At 69.6% G+C, this 23,561-nt stretch carries 17 protein-coding genes; 6 read left to right on the top strand and 11 right to left on the bottom strand.

Annotated elements, in window-relative coordinates:
- Positions 1-958: 958 nt before the first annotated feature.
- The 4 genes from JOD67_RS13175 to guaA form a co-directional block, all read right to left on the bottom strand.
- Entirely contained in the window at positions 959-1,762 is an 804-nt protein-coding gene (locus JOD67_RS13175) for a metallophosphoesterase family protein (protein ID WP_205117731.1), read from the bottom strand.
- Positions 1,759-2,661, bottom strand: coding sequence for a diacylglycerol/lipid kinase family protein (locus JOD67_RS13170; protein WP_205117730.1), 903 nt, complete (start codon positions 2,659-2,661; stop codon positions 1,759-1,761). The genes JOD67_RS13175 and JOD67_RS13170 overlap by 4 nt, the downstream gene beginning before the upstream one ends.
- Positions 2,662-2,773: 112 nt before the next feature.
- Entirely contained in the window at positions 2,774-5,653 is a 2,880-nt protein-coding gene (locus JOD67_RS13165) for an ATP-binding protein (RefSeq protein ID WP_205117729.1), read from the bottom strand.
- Positions 5,654-5,695: 42 nt separating this feature from the next.
- Positions 5,696-7,270: a glutamine-hydrolyzing GMP synthase gene (guaA, locus tag JOD67_RS13160; RefSeq protein WP_205122976.1), complete on the bottom strand. Its 1,575-nt coding sequence runs from the start codon at positions 7,268-7,270 to the stop codon at positions 5,696-5,698.
- Between the two features lie 178 nt (positions 7,271-7,448).
- Between guaA and JOD67_RS13155 the strand changes: the two genes are divergently transcribed.
- Both JOD67_RS13155 and JOD67_RS13150 read left to right on the top strand, forming a co-directional pair.
- On the top strand, positions 7,449-7,841 hold the full coding sequence (locus JOD67_RS13155) for a hypothetical protein (protein ID WP_205117728.1): 393 nt from the start codon (positions 7,449-7,451) through the stop codon (positions 7,839-7,841).
- A gap of 653 nt (positions 7,842-8,494) precedes the next feature.
- A complete protein-coding gene (locus tag JOD67_RS13150) occupies positions 8,495-8,881 on the top strand; it encodes a hypothetical protein (protein ID WP_205117727.1) in 387 nt (128 codons plus the stop codon).
- Here the strand turns inward: JOD67_RS13150 and JOD67_RS13145 are convergent.
- The 3 genes from JOD67_RS13145 to JOD67_RS13135 form a co-directional block, all read right to left on the bottom strand.
- Positions 8,878-10,569 carry a GMC oxidoreductase gene (locus JOD67_RS13145; protein WP_205117726.1) on the bottom strand — a complete coding sequence of 564 codons (1,692 nt, stop codon included), beginning with the start codon at positions 10,567-10,569 and terminating at the stop codon, positions 8,878-8,880. The genes JOD67_RS13150 and JOD67_RS13145 overlap by 4 nt on opposite strands.
- Positions 10,566-12,143, bottom strand: a complete 1,578-nt coding sequence (locus JOD67_RS13140; RefSeq protein ID WP_205117725.1) for a succinic semialdehyde dehydrogenase — start codon at positions 12,141-12,143, stop codon at positions 10,566-10,568. The genes JOD67_RS13145 and JOD67_RS13140 overlap by 4 nt, the downstream gene beginning before the upstream one ends.
- A 283-nt stretch (positions 12,144-12,426) precedes the next feature.
- Positions 12,427-12,891: a MarR family winged helix-turn-helix transcriptional regulator gene (locus tag JOD67_RS13135; protein ID WP_205117724.1), complete on the bottom strand. Its 465-nt coding sequence runs from the start codon at positions 12,889-12,891 to the stop codon at positions 12,427-12,429.
- Positions 12,892-13,024: 133 nt separating this feature from the next.
- Between JOD67_RS13135 and JOD67_RS13130 the strand changes: the two genes are divergently transcribed.
- A complete protein-coding gene (locus tag JOD67_RS13130; RefSeq protein ID WP_205117723.1) occupies positions 13,025-16,507 on the top strand; it encodes an efflux RND transporter permease subunit in 3,483 nt (1,160 codons plus the stop codon).
- Between the two features lie 185 nt (positions 16,508-16,692).
- On the opposite strand, the gene JOD67_RS13125 is transcribed toward JOD67_RS13130, so the two are convergent.
- Both JOD67_RS13125 and guaB read right to left on the bottom strand, forming a co-directional pair.
- Positions 16,693-17,799 carry a GuaB3 family IMP dehydrogenase-related protein gene (locus JOD67_RS13125; protein WP_205117722.1) on the bottom strand — a complete coding sequence of 369 codons (1,107 nt, stop codon included), beginning with the start codon at positions 17,797-17,799 and terminating at the stop codon, positions 16,693-16,695.
- 19 nt (positions 17,800-17,818) lie between these two features.
- Positions 17,819-19,333, bottom strand: a complete 1,515-nt coding sequence (gene guaB, locus JOD67_RS13120) for an IMP dehydrogenase (protein ID WP_372442328.1) — start codon at positions 19,331-19,333, stop codon at positions 17,819-17,821.
- A 141-nt stretch (positions 19,334-19,474) separates the two neighbouring features.
- On the opposite strand from guaB, the gene JOD67_RS13115 reads away from it, so the two are divergent.
- Together JOD67_RS13115 and JOD67_RS13110 are read left to right on the top strand one after the other, a co-directional pair.
- Positions 19,475-19,798, top strand: coding sequence for a hypothetical protein (locus tag JOD67_RS13115; protein ID WP_205117720.1), 324 nt, complete (start codon positions 19,475-19,477; stop codon positions 19,796-19,798).
- Between the two features lie 89 nt (positions 19,799-19,887).
- Positions 19,888-20,274, top strand: a complete 387-nt coding sequence (locus JOD67_RS13110) for a hypothetical protein (protein WP_205117719.1) — start codon at positions 19,888-19,890, stop codon at positions 20,272-20,274.
- Positions 20,275-20,302: 28 nt separating this feature from the next.
- Here JOD67_RS13110 and JOD67_RS13105 read toward each other — a convergent pair whose 3' ends face one another.
- The gene (locus tag JOD67_RS13105; protein WP_205117718.1) at positions 20,303-21,157 is read right to left on the bottom strand and encodes an SDR family oxidoreductase; all 855 of its coding nucleotides are present in this window, start codon (positions 21,155-21,157) and stop codon (positions 20,303-20,305) included.
- Positions 21,158-21,273: 116 nt separating this feature from the next.
- Positions 21,274-21,615, bottom strand: coding sequence for a hypothetical protein (locus tag JOD67_RS13100; protein WP_205117717.1), 342 nt, complete (start codon positions 21,613-21,615; stop codon positions 21,274-21,276).
- A 146-nt stretch (positions 21,616-21,761) separates the two neighbouring features.
- Between JOD67_RS13100 and JOD67_RS13095 the strand changes: the two genes are divergently transcribed.
- Positions 21,762-23,261, top strand: coding sequence for an aminotransferase-like domain-containing protein (locus tag JOD67_RS13095; protein WP_205117716.1), 1,500 nt, complete (start codon positions 21,762-21,764; stop codon positions 23,259-23,261).
- Positions 23,262-23,561: the final 300 nt, after the last annotated feature.

The following is a 23,561-nucleotide window of genomic DNA, read 5'->3' as shown; positions in this document are numbered from 1 at the left end:
CTGGAAGAGCCGCACGAGGGAGACCATAGCTTAGGTAAGCCTAAGCTCGGAAGACCTTGACCACTGAGAACCCGATCACACCTGCCCTCGGGACGTGATCATGTCGGTGATCATGTCGCCCAACTGGCGCCTGAGACGGCTGCGCCTTCATGATCACTCGGCTGTGCGGTCCGCGCGCTGTCCGTAGAGTGGGTGCTCCGCGTCGACCAGCTCGCGTCCACTCCGACGGGCTGCCTCGCGATCGAGCTGTCCGGCTAGCGGGGTTCGTCACCGGCTCTCCGGGGAGTGGTGCTCTGCCTCGTCATCTCGTCCGCCAGTGTCCGGTCGCGGCGGAGCGAGTAAAGGGCGCCGCGGCGGCTTCGCAGATGGGCGGCGTCGCTGCGCGACCGCTTTGCGGCCCTTGACTAGCTCCGCCGCGACCGGAAAGGCGCAGGGACGAGATCGACGTGGCGCCTGATCGACTCCCTGCCAGCTCCCTGGCGACATCACTCCCCGACGACCAGCTGGCGCACCCAGCTCTGCCGCGCCCCATCCCCTTCGCCACCACTCCCGCTGTTTGGATGAAGGGCACCTTCATCCAATAGGTTTGGATGAAGGTGCCCTTCATCCAACGCACTCCCTCCACTGGCGGCCGAGCTGCCCCGCCACGTTTCGAATGAGGGACGCCCTCATTCGAAACCCTGCCCTCACGCGCCATCCACTTTGCCCATCAAAGGGGCGTTCCGAGGGTGCCCGCAGGGGTGGGAACGCCCCCTTCATGGGCAATGTCACGATGCGGGATCAGCTGATCGCTGTCCACAACCTGCGCGACTTCACCTACCGAAACGGGGTTCGGAGCGCTGTTGCAACGTTGGAGAACCCCAGCCCAGTAGGTGAAGTGCGCCCTGGTTTGAATGAAGGGCACCTTCATTCAATAGGTTCGAATGAAGGTGCCCTTCATACAAAACGCGGGCGCGGGTTAGTGGGCGGGGTGCCAGGTGCGGGTGTCGTCGCGTTCGAAGTCGTTCCGCGCCGACTCTTCGAACTTCGAACCGTTCCACTGCATCGTGGTCACCGTCATCCGCGGCCCGTCGGCGTCGATGAGGTTGTAGCCGTTCGGCTCGCCCTTCAGCCGGTTCGAGAACGCCGTCCCCGACTGCGCTACCACCATGCCGCCGGCGGCGCCGCAGTAGCTGAGGTGGGTGTGGCCGCCGAGCAGGAGGTCGCACTTGGCCTTCAGCCGTACCAACGCCGCGGCCGAGCGGCCGACCATCCCCCGCGTTCGCGAGGCCTGGGTCAGCAGGAATGGGTGATGTGTCACCAAAACGCGAAGATCCGAGGACGACGACTCCTCAAAGACCGCCAACGATTCCTCGACCTGGCGCGTGTTGATCCGCCCGCGCGACCAGTCCGGGTGGAAGCCCCAGCTCCGCGCCGTGTTCACGCCCACCGCTACCAGGCCCGGCGACACCGCGGTCGCCGTCTCGAAGGGCTCCGACCCCAGGTGCCGCCGCCATCGGCGCCAGGGGCGGGCGAAGCGCGACCAGACGCGCCAGCCGGGAAGGTCGTGGTTCCCTGGTACGACCAACGTCGGCGCCGCGATCGAGTCCAGGAACGAACGGGCGGCAACGAACTCCCGCTCCCGCGCCGTCTGCGTCAGGTCACCGCACACCGCCACCAGCGCCGGCGCGCGCTCGCTCAGCTCCGACGCCAGCGCCGTCACGATGGTGTCGATCTCCCGCCCGAAGTGCAGATCCGAGATCTGCGCGATCCGCACCGTCATGAAGCCGCCCCAGGCATCAACACCGACAGCGCTCGCGGCGACAGCTCGAACTGGAGCGGCAATGTCAACTGAATCACCTCGCCGTCGGTCATGACGCTCATCATGCCCAGTCCGTCGAAGTCGATTCGTACGGATTCACCCCCGTACGTGCGCAGCCGCTTCGCCTGCTTCCAGCTGCCCATCATCACCTTCGTCGCGATGCCCGCGAGATCCCACCGAGTCCGGTCGCGCGCCACGTACACGGCGAGCTTCCCGGTGTCGAGCCGCCCGCGACCCGGCATCGGCGCCGGCCCCTCGGCGAGCGGGTTGTTCGAGACCACCACGGCCCGCGTCCGTACGGAGTGCGGAGTGCCGTCGACGTCCATCGTGAGCCGCATCCGCGGATAGGTACGGAGCGTCTGGAACGTACGAGCCACCAGCTGCACCACCCGAGGTCCCGGCGCCGAACGCGCGCGCTCGCGGATCCGCCCGAGGTGCGGGAGGACGGCCAAAACCGTGCTGCACAAGAACAATCGGTCGTTCACCCGCGCCACGTCGATCTCATGCGTCGGCGCCGAGAGAACGGCCGCCACCGCCTCGTCGAGCCGCGCCGGAACGCCGAGATCCCGCGCCAGCACGTTCATCGTCCCCGTCGGCAGCACCCCAAGCGGCACCGACGTACCGACCAGCTGCTGTGCCACCGACGTCGCCGTCCCGTCCCCACCAGCGGCCAGCACGGCGTCGGGCGAGGAGTCGAGAACGCCGAGCACCAGAGCCCCCACCCGCCCAGGGTCGAACTCGTACAGCTCGAACTCGACCCCCTGCGCGGTCAGCAGGTCCTTGAGCTGAGCGCTCACCGGCTGACCCTGCTGGCCAGAGCGCTCGTTGTAGATGACCGCGATCTTGCGCCGTTGTGACATAGCCGATTCCTACCCCAGTGCCGGCCGAATAGCGCGCTGGACCAGCACGAGACCACGCGGCGTGTTCCCGCCATACTCGCCGAAGTGCCCCGACCCATGACAAATCACACGATCAAGAAGAACGATCCGGCCAGACAGCGGCGAGAGCGGCGCGGGACGGCACACCGAGCTTGGCATAGACGTGCGACAGGTGCGCCTCGACGGTACGTTCGCTGATCACGAGCTGAGCCGCGATCTCCTTACTGGCAAGGCCGATCGCGGCGAGCTCGGCGATCTGACGTTCGCGGCGCGTCAGCTCCGCCATCCCGCCGGGAGCGGGACGCCGCCCACCGCGGGCACCGATGCGGCGCTGCTCGACGATCGCTTCGTCGTGCAGCTGCCTAGCCCCACAAGCGATCGCGAGCTCGACCACCCGTTGCAGCAACGGGACCGCGCGATCGGTCGCGCCGGCGGCAAGGTGGGCTTGCGCTCCCAGCAGGCACGCCCGCCCGAGGTCGTACCGAGCGCCAGCCCGAGCGTACGAATCCGCAGCCACGGAAGCGAGTTCGGCACCACGAACGAAGTCGCCCGACGCGATCAGCACCCGTGCCCGCGCCCGCGCGGCGTGCCCGCTCCGGCGCGGCAACGCGGGATGCGCGACGCTGTCGGCGCGCGTCGCCCAGCGGTCCGCCTCGGCCAACCGCCCGCGACCCACCTCCGCGGCCGTGAGCATCTCGTACGAGATCGCCTGGGTGAACGGGTCGAGCGTCGGCGCACCGTCCAGGTCCAGCGCGGCGATCAGCTCCTCGGCCGAGCTGTAGTCGCCGGACGCGAAGCGCGCGGCGGTGTACGCGACGATCGCCTCCGGCCGGCTCAGGTGGTCGCCGACAAGCGCGGCCTCCTCGACCGAACGACGTCCCAGGTCGATCGCGAGCGGCAGATCCCCATGCCAGTGGGCGATCCAGCACAGTTGGGTGAGGACGGTCGACCGCATCCCGTCGCTCGGCGACAACGCAGCGGCTTCCATCGCCGCCTCCGCGGCGGCCTCGGCCTCGTCGATCCGGCCGAGTATCCGCAGCGCGACCGTTCGGCTGTTGAGGAGGTACGTGAGGACCCAGCCTTGCCCACTGGACTGGGCGATCGCGAGCTCGCGGCCGGAGTAGCGCAGGCAGTCCTCGAAGCGGTCCAACGACATCGCCGACATCGCGACCCAGTCGAGGGCGTCGGGGCGGCGCGCGAGCTCCGCGTCGTACAACCCGTCGACGAGTGCGGCCGCCGTCTCGTACCACTCGCGGGCCTCGTCGAAGCGCCTCGCGACGGAGCCACAGATCGACAGGATGCCCGCCGCGGTCGCTTCGATGACGCGATCGCCATGCCAGCGGGCGATCTGAAGCGCCTCGGTGGCGGCGATGCGTGCCGCGTCGACGTTGTTGGCGCACAGGATCTCGGCCGCGCCGAGCTCGAGCTTGAGGACCGCGAGATCGAGCGAGTCGACTTCCTGGACGTGGGCGAGCTCGCGCCGGATCAGTTCGCGCGCCTGCTGCGGTCTGGCGAGCATGCGGGCGACCAGCGAGAGGAGCTCGACGGCCTGCAGGCGTTCGGGGCTGGCGCGCAACGGCAACCGGTCGAGCAGCTCGTCGGCGATGTCGCGGGCGGTACGCATGTCGCCGGCGATCGCGTACGCCCGGGCCTGCGCGAGGGTGAGCTCGGCGCGGCGCCGATCCTGGCCCGGGTCGGCGGAGAGTCGTTCGAGCGCCGCTCCGTACCAGTGGGCGGCGGCGGACGGGGCCTTCGCCATGTTCTCGCGCGCGGCTTCGACGAGGACGTCGACGCCGTGCTCGTCGCCGGGCTCGGCGGATCGTTCGACGTGGTGGGCTCGCGCGGTGGCCGGCGCACCCTGCCGTTCGAGCGCCTTGGCGATCCGCGCGTGCGCGGCGACCCGGAACACCGCCGGCGCGGAGTGGTAGGTGACGTGGCGAACGAGCGGATGCCGGAACTGCATCCTGCGTGGGCCGTCCGTCGGCCGGACCAGGTCCATCGCGCGTAGTTCGTCGAGGTAGCCGAGTACGTCGGAGTCGGGCAGCTCGGCCGCCTCGGCGACGATGTCGATCTCGAACGGGTCGCCCACCGCGGCGGCGGCCTGGGCGACGAGCTGGGCGTCCTGGGTGGCGCTGGCGAGCTCCGAACGCAGTGCCGCCTCGAGCGTGGCGGGCACCTCACCGACGAGCCCTCCCCTTGCCTCGTTGGTGAGTTGGATGCCCGAACGCAGCAACGCGTCGAGGTAGAACGGGTTTCCGCCACTCGCCTCGTACAGGCTCCGCGCGCGGGCCGGCGAGACGTCCGGCCCGACGAGCTCGCCCGCTTCCTCGCTGGTGAGCGGGACGAGCTCGTGCCGCTCGACCAGCCCCTCCTCGGCAGCCCGCGAGATCGCGGACAGCAGGGCGGCCGGCGCCTGCCGCGGCCGGTACGCGATGGCGAGCACGATCGGCGCCCGCGGGGTGTGCCGGAGCAGGTGGGCGAGCAGCTCGACCGTGGCGTCGTCGGCCCAGTGCAGGTCGTCGAGAACGAGCACCAGCCCCTTCTCCGCGAGCCGCGCGATCAGCTGGACGGCGGCCCGGTGCACGAGGTAGCGCTCGACCTCGACGGTCTCGGGCGGGTCGTCGGCGATGAGATCGGCCAGCGCCGGGAACACGAGCGCGCCACGGGCGACGACGGCGTGCTCGATCGCGTTGCCCTGGTACGCGGCCAGCCGGCCGAGCTGGTCGTCGAGCGCTTCGACGAACGGGCGGAACGGCTGGCGGTGCTCGTACTCCCCCGCCCTGCCGGCGACGACCGTGAGGCCCGCCTCGTGGGCGCGGCTGCGAAGCTCGGCGAGCAGCCGGGACTTGCCGATGCCCGGCTCGCCAACGATCTCGACGACGCGGAGCCGTTCCTGAGTGGTGACGCCGGCCAGCAGCAGGTCGAGGGCAGCAAGGTGCGTACCCCGTCCCACGAGACCCCCGCCGCGGCCCATACGGTCGATGCTAACCGGGACAAACCGGCTGGTGTACGGGATTTACTCCCATTCGATCGTGCCCGGCGGCTTGCTGGTCACGTCGACCACGACCCGGTTGATCTGGCGGACCTCGTTGGTGATGCGCGTCGAGATGCGTTCGAGCAAGTCGTACGGCAGCCGTCCCCAGTCGGCGGTCATCGCGTCCTCGCTCGTCACCGGGCGGAGCACGATCGGGTGACCGTACGTTCGTCCGTCGCCCTGGACGCCGACGGAACGGACACCGGCCAGCAGCACGACCGGGAACTGCCAGATCTCGCTGTCCAGACCGGCGGCCGTGACCTCCTCGCGGGCGATCGCGTCGGCCTCGCGGAGGATGTCGAGGTTGTCGCGGTTGACCTCGCCGACGATGCGGATCGCCAGGCCGGGGCCGGGGAACGGGTGCCGCCAGACCATCTCCGGCGGCAGGCCGAGCTGCTCGCCCACCCGTCGGACCTCGTCCTTGAACAGCCACCGCAGCGGCTCGACGAGCGCGAACTGCAAGTCGTCGGGAAGCCCACCCACGTTGTGGTGCGACTTGATCACAGCGGCGCCCTCGCCGCCGCCGGACTCGACGACGTCGGGGTAGAGCGTGCCCTGGACGAGGAACTCGACGGCCTCGCCGTCGGCGCCGGCCTTCTCGACGATCTCACGGGCGGCCTGCTCGAACGTCCGGATGAACTCGCGGCCGATGATCTTCCGCTTCTGCTCGGGATCCTCGACCCCCTTGAGCGCGTCGAGGAACTGGTCGACGGCGTCGACGACGACGAGCTCGACGCCCATCGCGGCGACGAAGTCGCGTTCGACCTGCTCGGCCTCGCCCTTGCGGAGGAGTCCGCCGTCGACGAAGACACAGGTGAGCTGGTTGCCGACCGCGCGCTGGACCAGGGCGCCGGCGACCGCGGAGTCGACGCCGCCGGACAGGGCGCAGACGACCCGCTTGCCGCCGATCTTCGCCTGGATGTCGTGCACCGCCTCGTCGACGATGTTGACCATCGTCCAGGTCGGGCGGCAGCCGGCGAGGTCGTACAGGAAGTGCTCCAGCACCTTCTGCCCGTGCTCGGTGTGCAGTACCTCGGGGTGCCATTGCACGCCGGCGAGCTTGCTGTCGACGTTCTCGAACGCGGCGACCGTGGCGCGCGGGCTGGAGGCGAGGACGTCGAAGCCCTCGGGGGCGCCGATCACCTCGTCGCCGTGGCTCATCCAGACGGTGTGGTTGGTCGGAAGCCCGGCGAGCAGCTTACCGTTGTCCTTGACGGTCACGGTGGTGCGGCCGAACTCGGAGTTGCCGGTCAGCGCGACGTTCCCGCCGAGGGCCTGGGCCATCGCCATGAAGCCGTAGCAGATGCCGAACGTGGGAACGCCAGCCTCGAACAGCGACCGGTCGATCTGCGGCGCACCCTCGGCGTAGACCGACTGCGGACCGCCGGACAGGATCACGGCCTTGGGGCGCTTGGCGAGGATCTGCTCGACCGGCATCGTGTGCGGCACGATCTCGGAGTAGACGCGCGCCTCGCGCACTCGCCGGGCGATGAGCTGTGCGTACTGGGCGCCGAAGTCGACAACGAGTACAAGATCGTGATCCGTCACCTTGGTCAGTCTATCGACCGCCGCTCCGCCGACCTCCTCGGGCGATCCGCGCGCACCTGCCACCTGGTCAGCTGGGTCGGGGGCACCCTGGTCCCATAGGTTCGGACGAGGGTGCCCCCGACCCAACCAGACAGCGCCGGCTGGAGGCGGACCGGCCGTGAGCACCTCAGCTGGTTAGACTGCCGCCGTGTCTTTCCTGCGTACCTCCGCGATCGCCCTTGCCGGGTTGGCGTTCCTCGCCGCGACCGGTTGTAGCGCTGTGCAGCAGGCAGCGGAGGATGTCACCTCCGAGGCGGCTGCCCGCGCGATCGCCGAGTCCATCGGGCCGGTGCTCGAGCAGGTCGGGCACACCCTCGACGGCACACCCAAGTGCGAGACCGACCTCTCCGCGGTGGACGGCAACGACGTGCTGGCCGGCACCGTGTCGTGCACGGGCAAGACCACGAAGAGCGAAGCGGTGCAGGCCACGTTCGACGGCCGGCTGTCGGTGAACGACTGCACCGGCTCGCTGTCGATCAAGGTCGGCAGCAAGGAAGTCGTGAACACGCCGGACCTGCCGGCCTGCTCCATCGGGGGTTGACCTCAGGGGAATCCCGTAGGTCGCGGGGATGAACGAGTCGAGCCTCGCGATCGATGCCGGACGAGTCCCCGGCGAGCGATTCTCGAAGCATGAACGCTTTCGATGTCCTCGCAGTGATCTTCGCGGTCGTGGGCATCCCCGTCCTCGCAGCGCTCGCTGTTGTCCCTGCGGTGTGGGATGTGCTCGATGCCCGCGCGAAAAGATCCAGAAAAGTGAACTCCCCGCAACCTGCCGTAACTGCCCCCGCGCTGACTCGTTGGTGAAGCGACGGGGCGGTGCTGGCTTGATCGGGCCTACGCCCGCCGTCCGTGCGGAGGCGACCGCTCGCGGCCTCGCGGCCCTCTGCGCGCGTGTCGGGACCCGGCTCCTCGCCTGCGGGGGCCGGGTTCCGCCGGCTTTCGGCCATGTCTCGGTAGATCTGCCAGGATTCGGCGGAACCGGAACCCGAAGAAGGACGTCGCACCCTCATGATGGCCACCGCTCGCTGGCGAAACATTGTCGTTGCCGCCTGTTCGATCGCCCTCGTCTTCACTGTCGCTGGGTGCGGCGCGGAGCGCTACGATCCGAACGCACAGGGTCCCACGACCACACCGACGACCGAGCCGACCTCGACGCCGGCTCCGACCTCGACGGCGGGTGACATCACGATGTCCATGCCTCTGATCCTCAGGCGCACTGGCGGATTCGCCGGGTTCAACGACAATCTCACGGTGAAGGCCGACGGTACGGCCACGCTCGTCAGCCGCGGCAACAAGCCGCTCACCTGCACGGTGGAAGCGAAGACGTTCGAGAAGCTCAACACCGCGATGCAGGCCATGGGCACGGTTGCGGCCCCGGGCGGCAAGCCGAGCAAGACGCCGCCGATCGCCGATGAGATCTATCTCACGTTGATCGTCGGCGACCAGACCATCCGCTACCAGAGCCTCGGCGACGCCGCGTCGACCTGGAAGCCGGTCTTCGACGTGATGAACCAGATCCTCGGCTCCGCGTTCGCCCTGCAGCACAAGACGAACACCGAGGCTGGAGCCTGCACCGCCTAAACCCTCAACGCCGCCGGGGCCGAGGCTGGCACCGAAGGTGACCGGGGTGCGATCGGGTCGACCCGGACGTACGGCGATCCCAGCACCGGCCGCGGATCGACCTCACCGGCGTTCGGCCAGAACGCCATCGCCCGCTCCGCTTGGGCGGTGATCGTCAAAGACGGGTTGACGCCGAGGTTCGCCGACACCGCCGAGCCGTCGACCACGTGCAGGCCGGGATGCCCGTAGACGCGTTGGTACGCATCCACGACGCCCTCCGACGAAGAAGCGCCGATCACGCAGCCGCCGATGATGTGCGCCGTCAACGGGATGTTGGCGATCTCCCCCCAAGTCCCGCCCGGCGTGCCGTCGATGAGCTTCGCGAGCCGGCGGACGACCTCGTTCGCGATCGGGATCCAGACCGGGTTCGGCTCGCCGTGCCCCTGCCGTGACGTGAGCCGGCCGCGCCGCATGCGGACGGTCAGCGAGTTGTCCAGCGACTGCATCACCAGCGCGATCACCGTGCGCTCCGACCAGTGCCGCAGGTTGAGCAGCCGGCCGAACGTCGCGGGATCCTTCGCCACCGCGCCCAGCCACTTCAGCACCCGCGGAGTACGGCCGCCGCCGTCCGTCATCACGGTCTGCAGCAGGCCCATCGCGTTGCTGCCCTTGCCGTACCGCACCGGCTCGACGTGCGTGTACTCGTCGGGATGGAACGACGAGGTGATCGCGACGCCCTGCGAGTAGTCGGTCCCCCGCTGCTGGCTGATCGCGCCGAGGATCGCCTCGGAGTTGGTCCTCGTCAGATCCCCGAGCCGGGACGACAGCCGAGGAAGCCAACCGTCGTTGGCCATCCGGTGCAGCAACCGTTGCGTTCCCAACGCGCCACCCGAGAAGACCACCTGCTGTGCGGTGAACGTCTGCTTGCCCCTGCCGTGCCTCGGCGAGGTGCGCTCGGTGTCGACCGCGTACCCGCCCCGCGCCACCGGGCGGACGGCGACGGCGGTCGTCAGCGGATGAACGACGGCACCGGCGCGCTCGGCGAGATACAGGTAGTTCTTCGTCAAGTCGTTCTTGGCATGGTGCCGGCACCCGGTCATGCACTCGCCACATTCCAAGCAGGCACGGCGTTTCGGACCCGCACCGCCGAAGAACGGGTCGTCGACCTCCTGCCCCGGCTTCGTCCCGGACTCGCCGAAGAACACCCCGACGGGCGTGAGCTGGAACGTGTGCCCGACACCCATCTCGTCGGCGACCTTGCGCATCGCGAGATCGGACGGCGTCATGGTCGGGTTGACAGTGACGCCGAGCATCCGGCTCGCCTGGTCGTAGTACGGCGCCAGCTCCGTCCGCCAGTCGGCGATGTCGCGCCACTGCGGGTCGTCGTAGAACGGGGCTTTCGGCTCGTACAGCGTGTTCGCGTACACCAACGACCCACCGCCGACGCCGGCGCCGGAAAGCACCAGAACGTCGTGCAGCAAGGTGATCCGCTGGATGCCGTACCAACCGAGCCGCGGCGCGAACAGGAACTTGTCCTTCTCCCACGACGTCTTCGGCAGGTTGTTCTCGTCGTACCGGTCACCGGCCTCGAGCACGCCGACGCGGTAACCCTTCTCGCTCAGCCGCAGCGCCGTGACGCTCCCGCCGAAGCCCGATCCGACAACGAGAACGTCGTAGTCTCGTGCTACGCCGAGGTAGTCCGCGCTCATCGGCGACCGGTCTTGCGCAGCACCCGCAGCGCGACGGTCATGCCGCGCGCGAACAACGGGTACGGGACGCCGGCCGGCGGCGCGACCCGGATGCCGCGCTGGACCGCGATCGTCTGCGCCTCGGTGTACTTGAGCAAACCCTCGGCGCCGTGCCGCCGTCCGAGCCCGGAGTCGGAGAACCCGCCGAGCGGTGCGTCGAGGCTGCCCCACGCCGCGGCGTACGCCTCGTTGACGTTGACGGTGCCGGACCGCAGGCGTTGCGCCACCGCTCTGGCCCGGGCCGTGTCGCGGCTGTAGACCGCGGCGTTCAGGCCGAACGAGGTGTCGTTCGCCCGCGCGATCGCCTCCTCGTCGTCGGCGACCTTGTAGATCGAGACGACCGGGCCGAACGTCTCCTCGGCGAAGCACTGCATGCCGGGCTTGACGCCTTCCAGCACGGTGGGCTCGTAGAAGTACGGGCCGAGGTCCGGGCGTCGCCGGCCGCCGGCGAGGAGGCGCGCACCCTTGTCCACCGCGTCTTCGACGTGTCGCGTTGTGGTCTCGAGCTGCCGTTCGTTGATCAGCGAGCCCATGTCGGGCTCGAAGTCGTACGTCGCGCCGAGCCGCATCGCGTTGACCCGTTCGACGAACCGCTTGACGAAGGCGTCGTAGATCGGCGCCGCGACGTACAGGCGCTCCATCGACTCGCAGAGCTGACCGGAGTTGGAGAAGCTGCCGCGGACCGCGCCCTCGGCGGCGACGTCGAGGTTGGCGTCGTCGAGGACGAGCATCGCGTTCTTACCGCCGAGCTCGAGCGTGCAGCCGATCAGCCGTTCGCCGCACCGTTGGGCGACCTGGCGTCCGACTGCGGTCGAGCCGGTGAAGCAGACGAAGTCGGCCTCCTCGATCAGCGCGCTGCCGATCGTCGGGCCGTCGCCGACGACGATCTGCCAGAGGTCGGCCGGAAGGCCAGCGTCGGCGAGGAGTTCGGCGCCGACGAGCGCTGACAAGTTGGTCTTGACATCGGGCTTGAGCACGACCGCGTTGCCGGCGACGAGCGCGGGCAGGGCATCGGTGATCGCCAACGTCAGTGGGTAGTTCCAGGGAACGATGAAGCCGACGACGCCCTTGGGATGGCGGATCTCGGTGGTGCTGGTGAGCATCGGGAACAGGCCGGCTCGTGCGGCCGGGAGCAGGTGCTGCGTCGCCGTACGCGCGTAGTAGCGGGCGGTGAGGGCGACGTCGCACACCTCCTCGAACGCGTGCTTGCGCGCCTTGCCCGACTCCGCCTGGACGATGTCGAGGATGTCCTGCTGCCGGTCGAGCACGAGGTCGTGCAGCCGGAGCAGGAGCTCGACGCGTTCCTTCAACGGCACCTGAGCCCAGTCGGCCTGGGCCTTGCGGGCGCGCTGGAACGCCGCGGCGACGTCGTCCTCGGTGGACGCGGGGATCTGCGCGAGCGGCTCACCCGTCGCGGGCGCGATGCTCGTGATCGTCTTGCCCGACGTGGCGAAGACGCGTCCGGTGAGAGCCGCGATCCGCTCGGGCGTGAGGCGGGACTCGCCCGCCTGCGGCTGCGTCGTGGAAGCCGTCATGGCGTCAGCTTAGGCCGAGATCGCCGCGGACGTTACCCACGAGTTAGGTGTCGCCTCCGCGAGGAGATCGCGAACCTCGCCCCCGGCACGGCGGTCAAGGTCCAGACGGTCGCCGCTGCTCGCCGACGTCAAGGCGGAGCTGGACGACACCGTAGATCTCTCCCCCGCCCCCACCGTCCACAGATCTCCGCGACGTCACCCACCCAACCGGGGTTCTGCAACGTGGCAATTGCCTCGCGAACCCCGTTGGTGTGGGTGAAGTGCGTTCCGGCTGTGGACAGGATTAGCGGTCGACGGCGCCGTCGTCGTCGAACTCCTCGCGGCAGAGCTCGCTGATGGCCTCGATCGCCTCGGCGAGGTTGGCGAGGATGCGCGGCTCGAGGCGCTGGAGGATGCGGACCTTGTGCTCGCGACCGAGCTCGGCGAAGTCCGCGACCAGCTTCTTCCCCTCGTCGGTCAACGAGATGCGCCGGACGCGCCGGTCGTTCGGGTCCGGCTGGCGCCGCACGAGCGCTCGGGCCTCCAGCCGGTCGACGATCCCGGTCAGCGTGGTCAGGCCCACCCCCAGGATCTCGCCCAGCTGGACCGACGAGTGCTCCCCCTCCAACGCCAGGATCACGACCACCCGGAGCTGCTGCACGGTGAGGTCGGTCGCGAAGATCCCGCCGGACCGGTTGTGCACCGCTACCCGATGGATCACGCGTTCGGCACGGTCGATTCGGGCGATCAACTCCTCCCGTTCGGCCATGCGCACCTCCTCCCGTTGGAGGACCTCCCCCTGAGAGGACCCTGAGATCGCTTCGCCTGCCGATGATAGTTCGTGCTACACGAAGTATTGTCGTCCACGTCCGGAGCCGCAGTACGCCCGAAGGGTCCACGTCATGTCTAGATTGGCCAGACTCAGTCTCGCCAACCGTAGCCTCGTCGCGCTGATGTCGATTGTGATCGTCGGCTTCGGGCTGCTCTCGACGGTCTCCCTCAAGCAGGAGCTGATCCCGTCACTCACACTGCCGGGCGCGTTCATCGCGACCAGCTACCCCGGCGCCTCGCCCGAGATCGTCGAACGCGAGCTCACCGAGCCAATCGAGTCCGCCATCACCGGCGTCGACGGGTTGTCCAAGACGACCTCGACGTCGAGCAACGGCTTCTCGATGATCCAGGCCGAGTTCACGTACGGCACCGACGTCGCCCGCGCGGTCCAGGACGTCCAGCAGAACATCAACCGGATCTCCGGCCAACTCCCCGAGGACGTCGACCCGACCGTCCAGGCGGGCAGCACCGACGACTTCCCCGTGGTGCTGTTCGCGGTGACGTCCGACGCGGACGAGAAGGTCCTCGCGCAGCGCCTGAAGGAACGCGTGATCCCCGAGCTCGAGGGCATCGCCGACGTTCAGGAGGCGACCGTCACCGGCGCCCGCGACGAGCAGGTCACGGTCACCGTCGACGCGAAGAAGCTCGAGGCCCGCGGCCTCACGCTGGACGCGGTCACGACCGCGCTGCAGGCGAACGGCGTCAGCATCCCGGGCGGCAACCTCGACCAGGGCAGCCGTACGTTGCCGGTCGAGGTCGGCAAGTCGTTCGGCTCGGTCGCCGACCTGCGGAACGTGCCAATCGTTCCCACCTCGGCGCCGCCGGCTCAGCAGCCGGAACCGCAGCCGAGCCCGCAGCCGACCGGCGAGCCGGGCGGGGACCCGGGTGAAGAGCAGGCGCCGCCGGCGCCCGCGCCGCAGGAGCCTGCCGCTCCGCAGGCCACCAAGCTGTCGGACGTCGCCACCGTCAAGGCCGCCTTGGCGCAGTCGACGTCGATCACGCGTACGGACGGCAAGGAGTCGCTCGGCATCTCCGTCACCAAGAAGACCGAGGGCAACACGGTCACGGTCGCCAACGAGGTCAAGGACAAGGTCCCCGACCTCGAGGACGCGCTCGGTGACAACGCCAAGTTGACACTGGTGTTCGACCAGGCTCCGTTCATCGAGGAGTCGATCGAGGGCCTCACCACCGAGGGCGCGATCGGCCTGCTGTTCGCCGTTCTGGTGATCCTCGTCTTCCTGCTGTCGTTGCGATCCACGCTCGTGACCGCGGTGTCGATCCCGTTCTCGTTGCTGGTCGCGATGATCGGCCTGTACGTCGGCGGCTACTCGCTCAACATCCTCACCCTCGGCGCGCTCACCGTCGCCGTCGGACGCGTCGTCGACGACTCGATCGTCGTGCTCGAGAACATCAAGCGACATATCGCCTATGGCGAAGAGAAACGCGCCGCGATCCTCACCGCGGTCAAGGAGGTCGCCGGCGCGGTGACCGCCTCGACGGTCACGACGGTCGGCGTGTTCCTGCCGATCGCGTTCGTCGGAGGCCAGACCGGCGAGCTGTTCCGCCCGTTCGCCGTGACGGTCACGATCGCCCTGCTGGCTTCGCTTTTGGTCTCGCTGACGGTGATCCCGGTGCTGTCGTACTGGTTCCTCGGCACGAAGACCGCTGCGGCCGGCAACGAGGCCGCCGTCGCCGAGGCGGCGGAGGCGGCCGAACGACGCAGCATCCTGCAGCGCGCGTACGTCCCGGTGATCCGCTGGGTCACGAAACACCGGCTGGTCACGATCTTCGTCGCGCTGGTGATCTTCGCCGGCACGATCGGCGGCGCGACGTTCCTCAAGACGAACTTCCTCGACCAGAGCGGCCAGAACACGCTCACGGTCACCCAGACGATGCCGGTCGCGACCTCGCTGGGCAGCACCGACGCCGCGGCGAAGAAGGTCGAGGCGGTGCTGACCGGCTTCGACGGCGTCGAGTCGTACCAGGCCACGGTCGGATCCGGCGGCGGCTTCGGCGGGTTCGGCGGCGGTGGCGGCTCGAACGAGGCGACGTTCTCGATCACCACCGACGAAGAAGCCGACCAGGCCGACATCCTGGACCGGCTGCGGACCCGGCTGGACCAGGTCACCGGCGCGGGCGAGATCGCCGTCGAGTCGGGCGCTTCCGGCTTCGGGCCGTCCGGGCTCGAGGTCATCGTGCAGGCGCCGGACGCGACGGTGTTGCGGAACGCCGCCGCGCAGGTCGAGCGCGCGATGCGCGACGTCGACGGTACGGCGGACGTGTCGAACAACCTCGCCGCCGACCAGCCCGGCGTCCGGGTCGACGTCGACCGGACGAAGGCCGCCGCGGTCGGGCTCTCGGACGCGCAGATCGGGCAGGCCGTACGCCAGGCGTTCGAGGGTCAGCAGTCCACGACCGTGCTCATCGACGCGGCGCAGCGGGACGTGATCGTTCGCGGCGGCGCGGAGCCGACGACGGTGGCAGCCCTGCGTAGCTTGGCGATTCGTACGCCGCTCGGCACCTCGGTGGCGCTGTCGACGGTCGCGACGGTGTCGGAGTCCGAGCAGCCCGCGCAGCTGACCCGGATCGACGGCGAGCGCAGCGCTTCGGTGACGGCTTCGGTGACCGCGTCCGACGTCGGCAAGGTGTCGGCGGATCTGCAGACTCAGCTCGACGACCTGTCGCTGCCGTCCGGGGCGTCGTACACGCTCGGCGGCGTCTCGTCGGAGCAGTCTGAGGCGTTTGGCCAACTGGGCTTGGCGTTGCTGGCCGCGATCGCGATCGTGTTCCTGGTGATGGTCGCGACATTCCGCAGCATCGTGCAGCCGCTGATCCTGCTGGTGTCGGTGCCGTTCGCGGCGACCGGAACGCTCGGCCTGCTGCTGGCGACGAACACCGCTCTGGGTGTGCCGGCTCTGATCGGCTTGCTGATGCTGGTCGGGATCGTGGTGACGAACGCGATCGTTTTGATCGACCTGATCAACCAGTATCGCGAGCAGGGCATGTCCGTTCGCGAGGCGGTGATCGAGGGCGGCCGGCGCCGGCTGCGGCCGATCCTGATGACGGCGACGGCGACGATCTTCGCGCTGCTACCGATGTCGTTGGGGCTCACGGGCGGCGGCGTGTTCATCTCGCAGCCGTTGGCGATCGTGGTGATCGGCGGGCTGATCTCGTCGACGCTGTTGACGTTGGTGCTGGTGCCGACGCTCTACACGATGATCGAGGGTTGGAAGGAGCGTCGGGCCGAGCGGCGGAACGGGCACCGCTTGGCTCCTCCTGCTCCGGAGCAGGAGGAGGGGATCGCTGTTCAGCCGGCGCCGCTCGTCGACCTGCCTCCGGTTCCGCGCCGACGTGCGGAGAACGGGAACACGCCAGCACCGTCGCCGACGCCCGAGCCCGCCCACGCGGCGGAGCCCAAGCCTGAGCCGGAGACCCAGCCGCAGCCCACGCCCGTGCAGGTGACGGTCGACGGCACGACGGCGACGCGGGTGGGCGTACTGCAGGTCGAGGTGCTGGTCCGCACCGTCCCACCCGAGCCGCCCAAGTCGGACTGAGTTGGGTCGGGGGCACCCTCGTCCGAACCTATGGGACCAGGGTGCCCCCCCACCCAGTCCGGCTGAGCCCATCCACCTCCGCGATCAGCTGCTCCACTCGTCGGTGGAGTTGGGTCGGGGGCACCCTCGTCCGAACCTATGGGACCAGGGTGCCCCCCACCCAGTCCGGCTGAGCTGGGCGAGGGCTAGTGGACGACGACCTCGATGCGCTGGAACTCCTTGAGCTCGGTGTAGCCGGTCGTCGCCATCGCGCGGCGGAGGGCGCCGACGAGGTTCATGGTGCCGTCGGAGCTGTGCGACGGCCCGAAGAGGATCTCCTCGAGCGTCCCGGTCGTACCGAGGTGGATGCGTGCGCCGCGGGGAAGCTCGCCATGGTGCGCCTCCATCCCCCAGTGGAAGCCGCGGCCAGGCGCCTCCTCGGCGCGGGCGAGCGGGGAGCCGAGCATGACCGCGTCCGCGCCGCAGGCGATCGCCTTGGTGATGTCGCCGGAGCGGCCGACCGAGCCGTCGGCGATCACGTGCACGTACCGGCCGCCGGACTCGTCGAGGTAGTCACGACGCGCCGCGGCGACGTCGGCGACCGCGGACGCCATGGGTACGGCGACGCCGAGCACCGAGTGCGTCGTGTGCGCCGCTCCCCCGCCGAAGCCGACGAGCACGCCGGCCGCGCCCGTACGCATCAGGTGCAGCGCGGCCTGGTACGTCGCGCAACCGCCCACGATGACGGGGACGTCGAGCTCGTAGATGAACTGCTTGAGGTTGAGCGGCTCGATCTGGTGCGAGACATGCTCGGCGGAGACAGTCGTACCGCGGATCACGAAGATGTCGACGCCCGCGTCCACGACCGTCTTGGAGAACTGCTTGGTCCGCGACGGCGACAGCGCCGCCGCGACCGTCACGCCCGCCTCGCGGATCTGCGCGATCCGCTGCGTGATCAGGTCGGGATCGACGGGCGCGGAGTAGATCTCCTGCATCCGCCGAGTCGCGCCAGCCTCGTCGAGGTCGGCGATCTCCTCCAGCAGCGACTCCGGGTCGGCGTACCGGGTCCACAGGCCCTCGAGGTTGAGCACCCCGAGGCCGCCGTGCTTACCCAGCGCGATGGCCGACTCGGGCGACATGACCGAGTCCATCGGCGCCGCGACCACAGGCATCTCGAACCGGTACGCGTCGATCTGCCACGCCGTGGACACCTCTTCGGGATCCCGCGTCCGCCGCGACGGCACGATCGCCACACTGTCGAACGAAAACGCCCGCCGCCCGCGCTTCCCGCGGCCAATCTCGATCTCGGTCACCGCACCATTGTCGCTGGCGCTACGACTGGCCCCAGTAGTTGGGGGCCTCGACGGTCATCTTGATGTCGTGCGGGTGGCTCTCCTTGAGCCCCGCGGAGGTGATCCGGACGAACTGGCCGCGGGACTGGAGCTCGGGGATCGTGGGGGCGCCGACGTAGAACATCGACTGGCGCAGGCCGCCGACCAGCTGGTGGGCGACGGCGGCCAGGGGGCCGCGGTATGGGACCTGGCCCTCGACGCCCTCGGCGATGATCTTCTCCTCCGAGGTGACGTCCGCCTGGAAGTAGCGGTCCTTGGAGTACGAACGGGTCTTGCCGCGCGACTGCTGGGCGGCGAGCGAGCCCATGCCGCGGTAGGACTTGTACTGCTTGCCGTTGATGAACACCAGCTCGCCCGGGCTCTCGTCGCAGCCCGCGAGCAGGGAGCCGAGCATCACCGTGTCTGCGCCCGCGACCAGGGCTTTCGCGATGTCGCCGGAGTACTGCAGCCCGCCGTCGCCGATCACCGGCACCCCGGCGGCCCGGCAGGCCGCGGCGGCCTCGGCGATCGCGGTGACCTGGGGTACGCCGACGCCGGCGACCACGCGGGTCGTACAGATCGAGCCCGGCCCGACGCCGACCTTGACGCCGTCCACACCCGCGTCGACCAGCGCCTGGGCAGCGGCCCGGGTGGCGACGTTGCCGCCGACGATGTCGACGTTCGCCGCGGCCGAGTCGCTCTTCAGCCGCTGGATCATCTCCAGCACAGCCGTCGAGTGCGCGTGCGCCATGTCCACGATGATCACGTCGACGCCGGCCTCGACCAGCGCCATCGCGCGCTTCCACGCGTCGTCGAAGATGCCGATCGCCGCGGCGACGCGCAGCCGGCCGGAGGAGTCCTTGGTCGCGAGCGGGAACTTGTCGCGCTTCACGAAGTCCTTGAGCGTGATCAGCCCCTGCAGCCGACCCGCGTCGTCGACCAGCGGCAGCTTCTCGATCTTGTGCTGCGCCAGCAGCCCCATCGCGTCGTCGGCGGAGATGCCGACGTGCCCGGTGACGAGCGGCATCTTCGTCATGACCTCGCGGACGAGCCGCCGCTGGTCGGTCTCGAAGCGCATGTCACGGTTGGTGACGATGCCGAGCAGCATCCCGTCGTCGTCGACGACCGGGACGCCGGAGATGCGGTACTGCCCGCACAACGCGTCCGCTTCGCCGATCGAGGCGTCCGGGCCGATCGTGATCGGCTGCGCGACCATGCCGGCCTCGGAGCGCTTCACGAGGTCGACCTGCTGGGCCTGGTCGTCGATGGACAGGTTGCGGTGCAGGACGCCGAGCCCGCCCTGGCGCGCGATGGCGATCGCCATCCGCGCCTCGGTCACGGTGTCCATCGCGCTGGAGAGCAGCGGGATCTTGACCTCGATGCGCTTGGAGACGCGCGTACTCGTGTCGACTTCACTGGGGATGACGTCCGACGGGCCTGGCAGCAGCAGGACGTCGTCGAACGTGAGGGCATCGGGAACAGAAAGGCCGGGGACGTCGGCGGGGCTTGTCATCATTCCTCCGGTCGCGAACGTCTCCTCATGCTAGCGGGACCAGCCCAACGACCGGCGGCGCCACCGCGCTAGCGGCGCGCTAGAAGGGCGCCAGCGGCGATCGGCACGGTGATGTCGTCCAGCTACCCGCAGAAAGGACACCTCGTGCGAAGCACTGCCGTGCGACTCCTGGTGACCGCCGTCGCGCTGATCGCCGGCGCCCTGCTGCTCACCGCACCCGCCCAAGCCGCCGAGCCACGCGAAGCGCCCCCGGCGAGCGGCTTCTCGAACTACGACACCTTCGCGGCCGCGAAGTGGAGGTTCCGGTACGACTGCGGCACCGGCGTCAGCCGGAGCGCGTGCAACGAGGTCCGCGGCCGGTACAACTACGCCGGCTGGGCGACCTCCAGGATCTACTACCGCCCGCCGGGCTGCACGGCTCCAGGCGTCATCTGCCCGACGTACTACTTCTACTACGGCCGGTCATAAGGGCTTCCCAGTTAGACCCGGCGCCAGCGGTACGCCAGCGAGGGAGTGGCAGGATGCATGGGTCCAAAACCCCCTAGAAAGGACAAACCGTGCGAAGCTCTCTCGCGCGACGTCTGGTGACCGCAGTGGCGTTGGTCGCCGGCGCCCTCCTGGTAGCCGCGCCCGCACAGGCAGCCGAGCAACGCGAGGCGCCTGCGCCTCTCGCGATCGATGTCCCGACGCTCCCGTTCGTCGAGCTGCCGCCCACGTACACCGGCGCGACGGTCGACCTGGCTCGGGGCGACGCGGTCGCGTCCGCCCAGTTGTGGAAGTACCGCTACGACTGCGGCATCGGCGTCAGCTACGGCGCGTGCAACGAGGTCCGTGGCCGGTACGGGTACAACGGCTGGCCGACGTCCGACATCGCCTACCGCCCGCCGGGCTGCACGGCTCCCGGCGTGATCTGCCCGACGTACTTCTTCTACTACGGCCACTGAGTCACCGCGGGTCGGGCCTGTCTGCCGCTCAGGCGGGCAGGCCCACCAGCTTGGCGCTCACGTCCCAAAGCCGCTGCGCGAGCTCCGGATCCTGCGCCCGCGCCGACGGTGGCACGGCGCGGTCGCGGTCGAAGTACGCGCCGGTCAGCGCCGCGTACGCCGGGTTCGCGACCAGGTCCGCCAGGTACGAGCCGCCCTGCTCGGCGGTGATGAACGAGGGCCGCATGAGCAGCGCGATGACCGGCTTCGCCCAGGTCGGGGCGCCGGACCAGATGTTGGTGTTCACTCCGCCCGGGTGCAGGGCGTTCGAGGTGACCTCGGCGGGCAGCCGGCGCGCGAGCTCGGAGGAGAACAGCACGTTGCACAGCTTCGATCGCGCGTACGCCTTCATCACCCCGTACCCGCGCTCGTAGCCCAGGTCGTCGAAGTCCAGTGACGCGTTCAGATGTCCCACCGACGACACCGTGACAACGCGCGCAGGGGCGCTGGCCACGACGCGGTCGAGCAGCAGGTTCGTGAGCAGGAACGGCGCGAGGTGGTTGACCGCGAACGTCGACTCGATCCCGTCGACCGTCAGCCGGCGCCGCTTGTTCACCGTGCCGGCGTTGTTGACGAGCACGTCCAGCCGGTCGTACGTCGACAGCACCCGCTCGGCGAGTGAACGCACCGACTCCTGCGAAGCGAAGTCGGACCTGATCAGCTCGACCTCGGCACCGGGGGCGCGCGAGGCGACCGCCGCCGTGGCGGACGCGATCCGTCCGGGGTCGCGACCGACCATGACCACCCGGGCGCCCCGCCGGGCGAGCGCGATCGAGGCCTCGAGCCCGATGCCACTGCTGGCTCCGGTCACGAGCACGGTCTTGCCGTGGACGTCCCACTCCATCGGTCCACCCTCCTCGAAGTAGTCAACGACAACATACCCGAGAGGGGACGAAAGGTTCCCGGCCGGCCGCGGTGGGGTCAGGCACCACGGCCAGCCGAGGCCAGAGGGGTACGGCGTTACGGCGCGACGCGGTAGTCGAACCGACTGAACATCCACGCCTGCACGGCGAGCTTCGCCGACACCCACGCGGACGCGCGGGCAAGGATCCCCGGCGGCTCGGTCGCGGTCACCGACGGGCCGGTCGCGTCCGCGGCGTGCCGCGGCTGCGGCACCGTGGGGCCGGCGGCGACCGGGGTGGAGCTGGGGGTGGCGTTCCCGGTCACGACCCGCACCAGATGCCCGCGCAGGCAGGCCACTTCGGCGACGATGACGCCGGGCTCGGTGGAGTAGAGAGCCTGAATGCTGGACGTGCTGACCAGGTACGTCCGGTCGCACTCCTCGCAGGTGATCGCAAACATCGAGCTCCTCCTTGTCCACCGCTCGCGAGTCCACTTGTCTCGGCCGAGAGGTCCACTATCTTGCGTCGGGTTTCCCCGTACGTTCTGGCGATCTAGCGCTTTCTCCCTCATACTCTGACCAAGAAGCGAAATGATTGGCAGGGCCAATGGCACGTAAAGTGGACTCTTCTGTTCTCGAAGTGGGCCGCGCTCTCGGATCGTGGACGGTCGGGGACGGTCCGATGTACCGGAAGCTCGCCGACGCCGTCCGGCGGGCGGTCGAAGGCGGCGCGCTCGCGGGTGGCGACCGGATGCCGTCCGAACGTCAGCTCGCCGACCTGCTAGCGGTGAGCCGGACGACAGTCGTGGCGGCGTACGACGACCTGCGCGAGAACGGCGTCGTCGAGAGCATGCGCGGGAGCGGGACGCGGATCGCGCGCCGGTCCGGCAGCCGGGGTCCCAGTGACGGCCGCGTGCCGGGCGGCCGCGGTGCCACGATCTTCCAGCGGCTGATCGACGGACCGGGCGAGCTGATCTCGCTCGCCTGCGCCGCCGAGCCAGGCGACCAGGATCTGCTCGAGGTGATGCGCGAGGTCGCCGAGCACGACATGCCCGCGCTGCTGCAGAGCCAGGGGTTCTTCCCGACCGGCTTGCCGATCTGCCGCGAGGCGGTCGCGAACTACCTCACCAGCGGCGGGTTCCCGACCGCGCCCGACCAGGTGCTGATGACCACCGGTGCGCAGCAGGCGCTCGCGCTGATCGCCGAGCTCTACCTGACGCGCGGCGACCGCGTGCTGGTCGAGTCGCCGAGCTGGCCCGGCTGTTTCGACGTGTTCCAGGCCGCCGGCGCGGAGCTCGTCACCGTTCCGCTCGACGACGAGGGGGCGCGCGCCGACGCGTTCGCGGCCGCGTGCATCGACTACGAGCCGACGTTGGCGTACGTGATGCCGACGTACCACAACCCGACCGGCACGCTGATGTCCGAGTCGCGCCGCCGGAAGCTCGCCGAGATCGCCACGAGGACAGGCGTGCCGATCGTCGAGGACAACGCGTACCTGGGCTTGCGGATCGCCGAGCCGTACGACGCGCCGCAGCCGGCGCCGCTCGGTTCGTTCGCCGGTCCCGGCGGCGAGGTGCTGTCGATCGGCTCGCTGGGCAAGGCGGTCTGGGGCGGGCTGCGGATCGGCTGGGTGCGCGCTCCGGCGGAGATCATCGAACGGTTGGCGCGCCGGAAGGTGCTGGCCGACCTGAGCAGCCCGGTGTTCGAGCAGGCGGTGGCGGCACGCCTGTTGCCGCGCCTGAACCAGATCCAGAGCGAACGTGCGGCGCATCTGCGGCCGCAGCTCGACACGCTCGAGCGGCTGCTCCGCGAGCAACTCCCGACCTGGCGGTGGCGGCGTCCGGACGGCGGCCCGGCGATCTGGGTCGAGCTGCCGCCGGGCGTGGACGCGGAGGTGTACGCGCAGGTCGCGCTACGCCACGGCGTCGAGGTGATCCCTGGCTCGGCGATGATGTTCGACTCCGTACGCAGCAACCACATCCGGATGCCGTACACGTTCCCGGAGCCGGTTCTCGTCGAGCTCGTCGACCGTCTCGCCCGCGCGTGGATGGAGCTCAACCGGCACGGACCGGTGGAGTCCCGTCCCGTGCAGCGCCTGGTGCTCTGAGCTTGGGTTATCCGACGAACGCAGCCCAGTTGGGACGGCGTCGGTCTCCAGCGCGTTGAGGTAGACGCTGAGCTTGCCGTAGTAGAGGTAGACGGCCTCGCGGTAGACCTGGTGCTGCACGAACGGCGAGGCGACGAACCCATGCCCGCGGTCGATCCGGTCGACGCGGAGCTCTTCCTCGGAGAAGCGATCGAGCGCGCTCTTCATCGCGGCGTCCTGCTCAGCGAACCACCCCTGCAGCCCCGCCACCGTGACCGGCGAAGGCGGCGGAAGCTCGCGGTGCGTCCAGTCGAGCTCGAA

It is taken from the genome of Tenggerimyces flavus (assembly GCF_016907715.1).
Classification (GTDB): domain Bacteria; phylum Actinomycetota; class Actinomycetes; order Propionibacteriales; family Actinopolymorphaceae; genus Tenggerimyces; species Tenggerimyces flavus.
The sequence above is the reverse complement of the archived record's forward strand: the minus strand, read 5'-3'. Positions and strand labels throughout refer to the sequence as shown.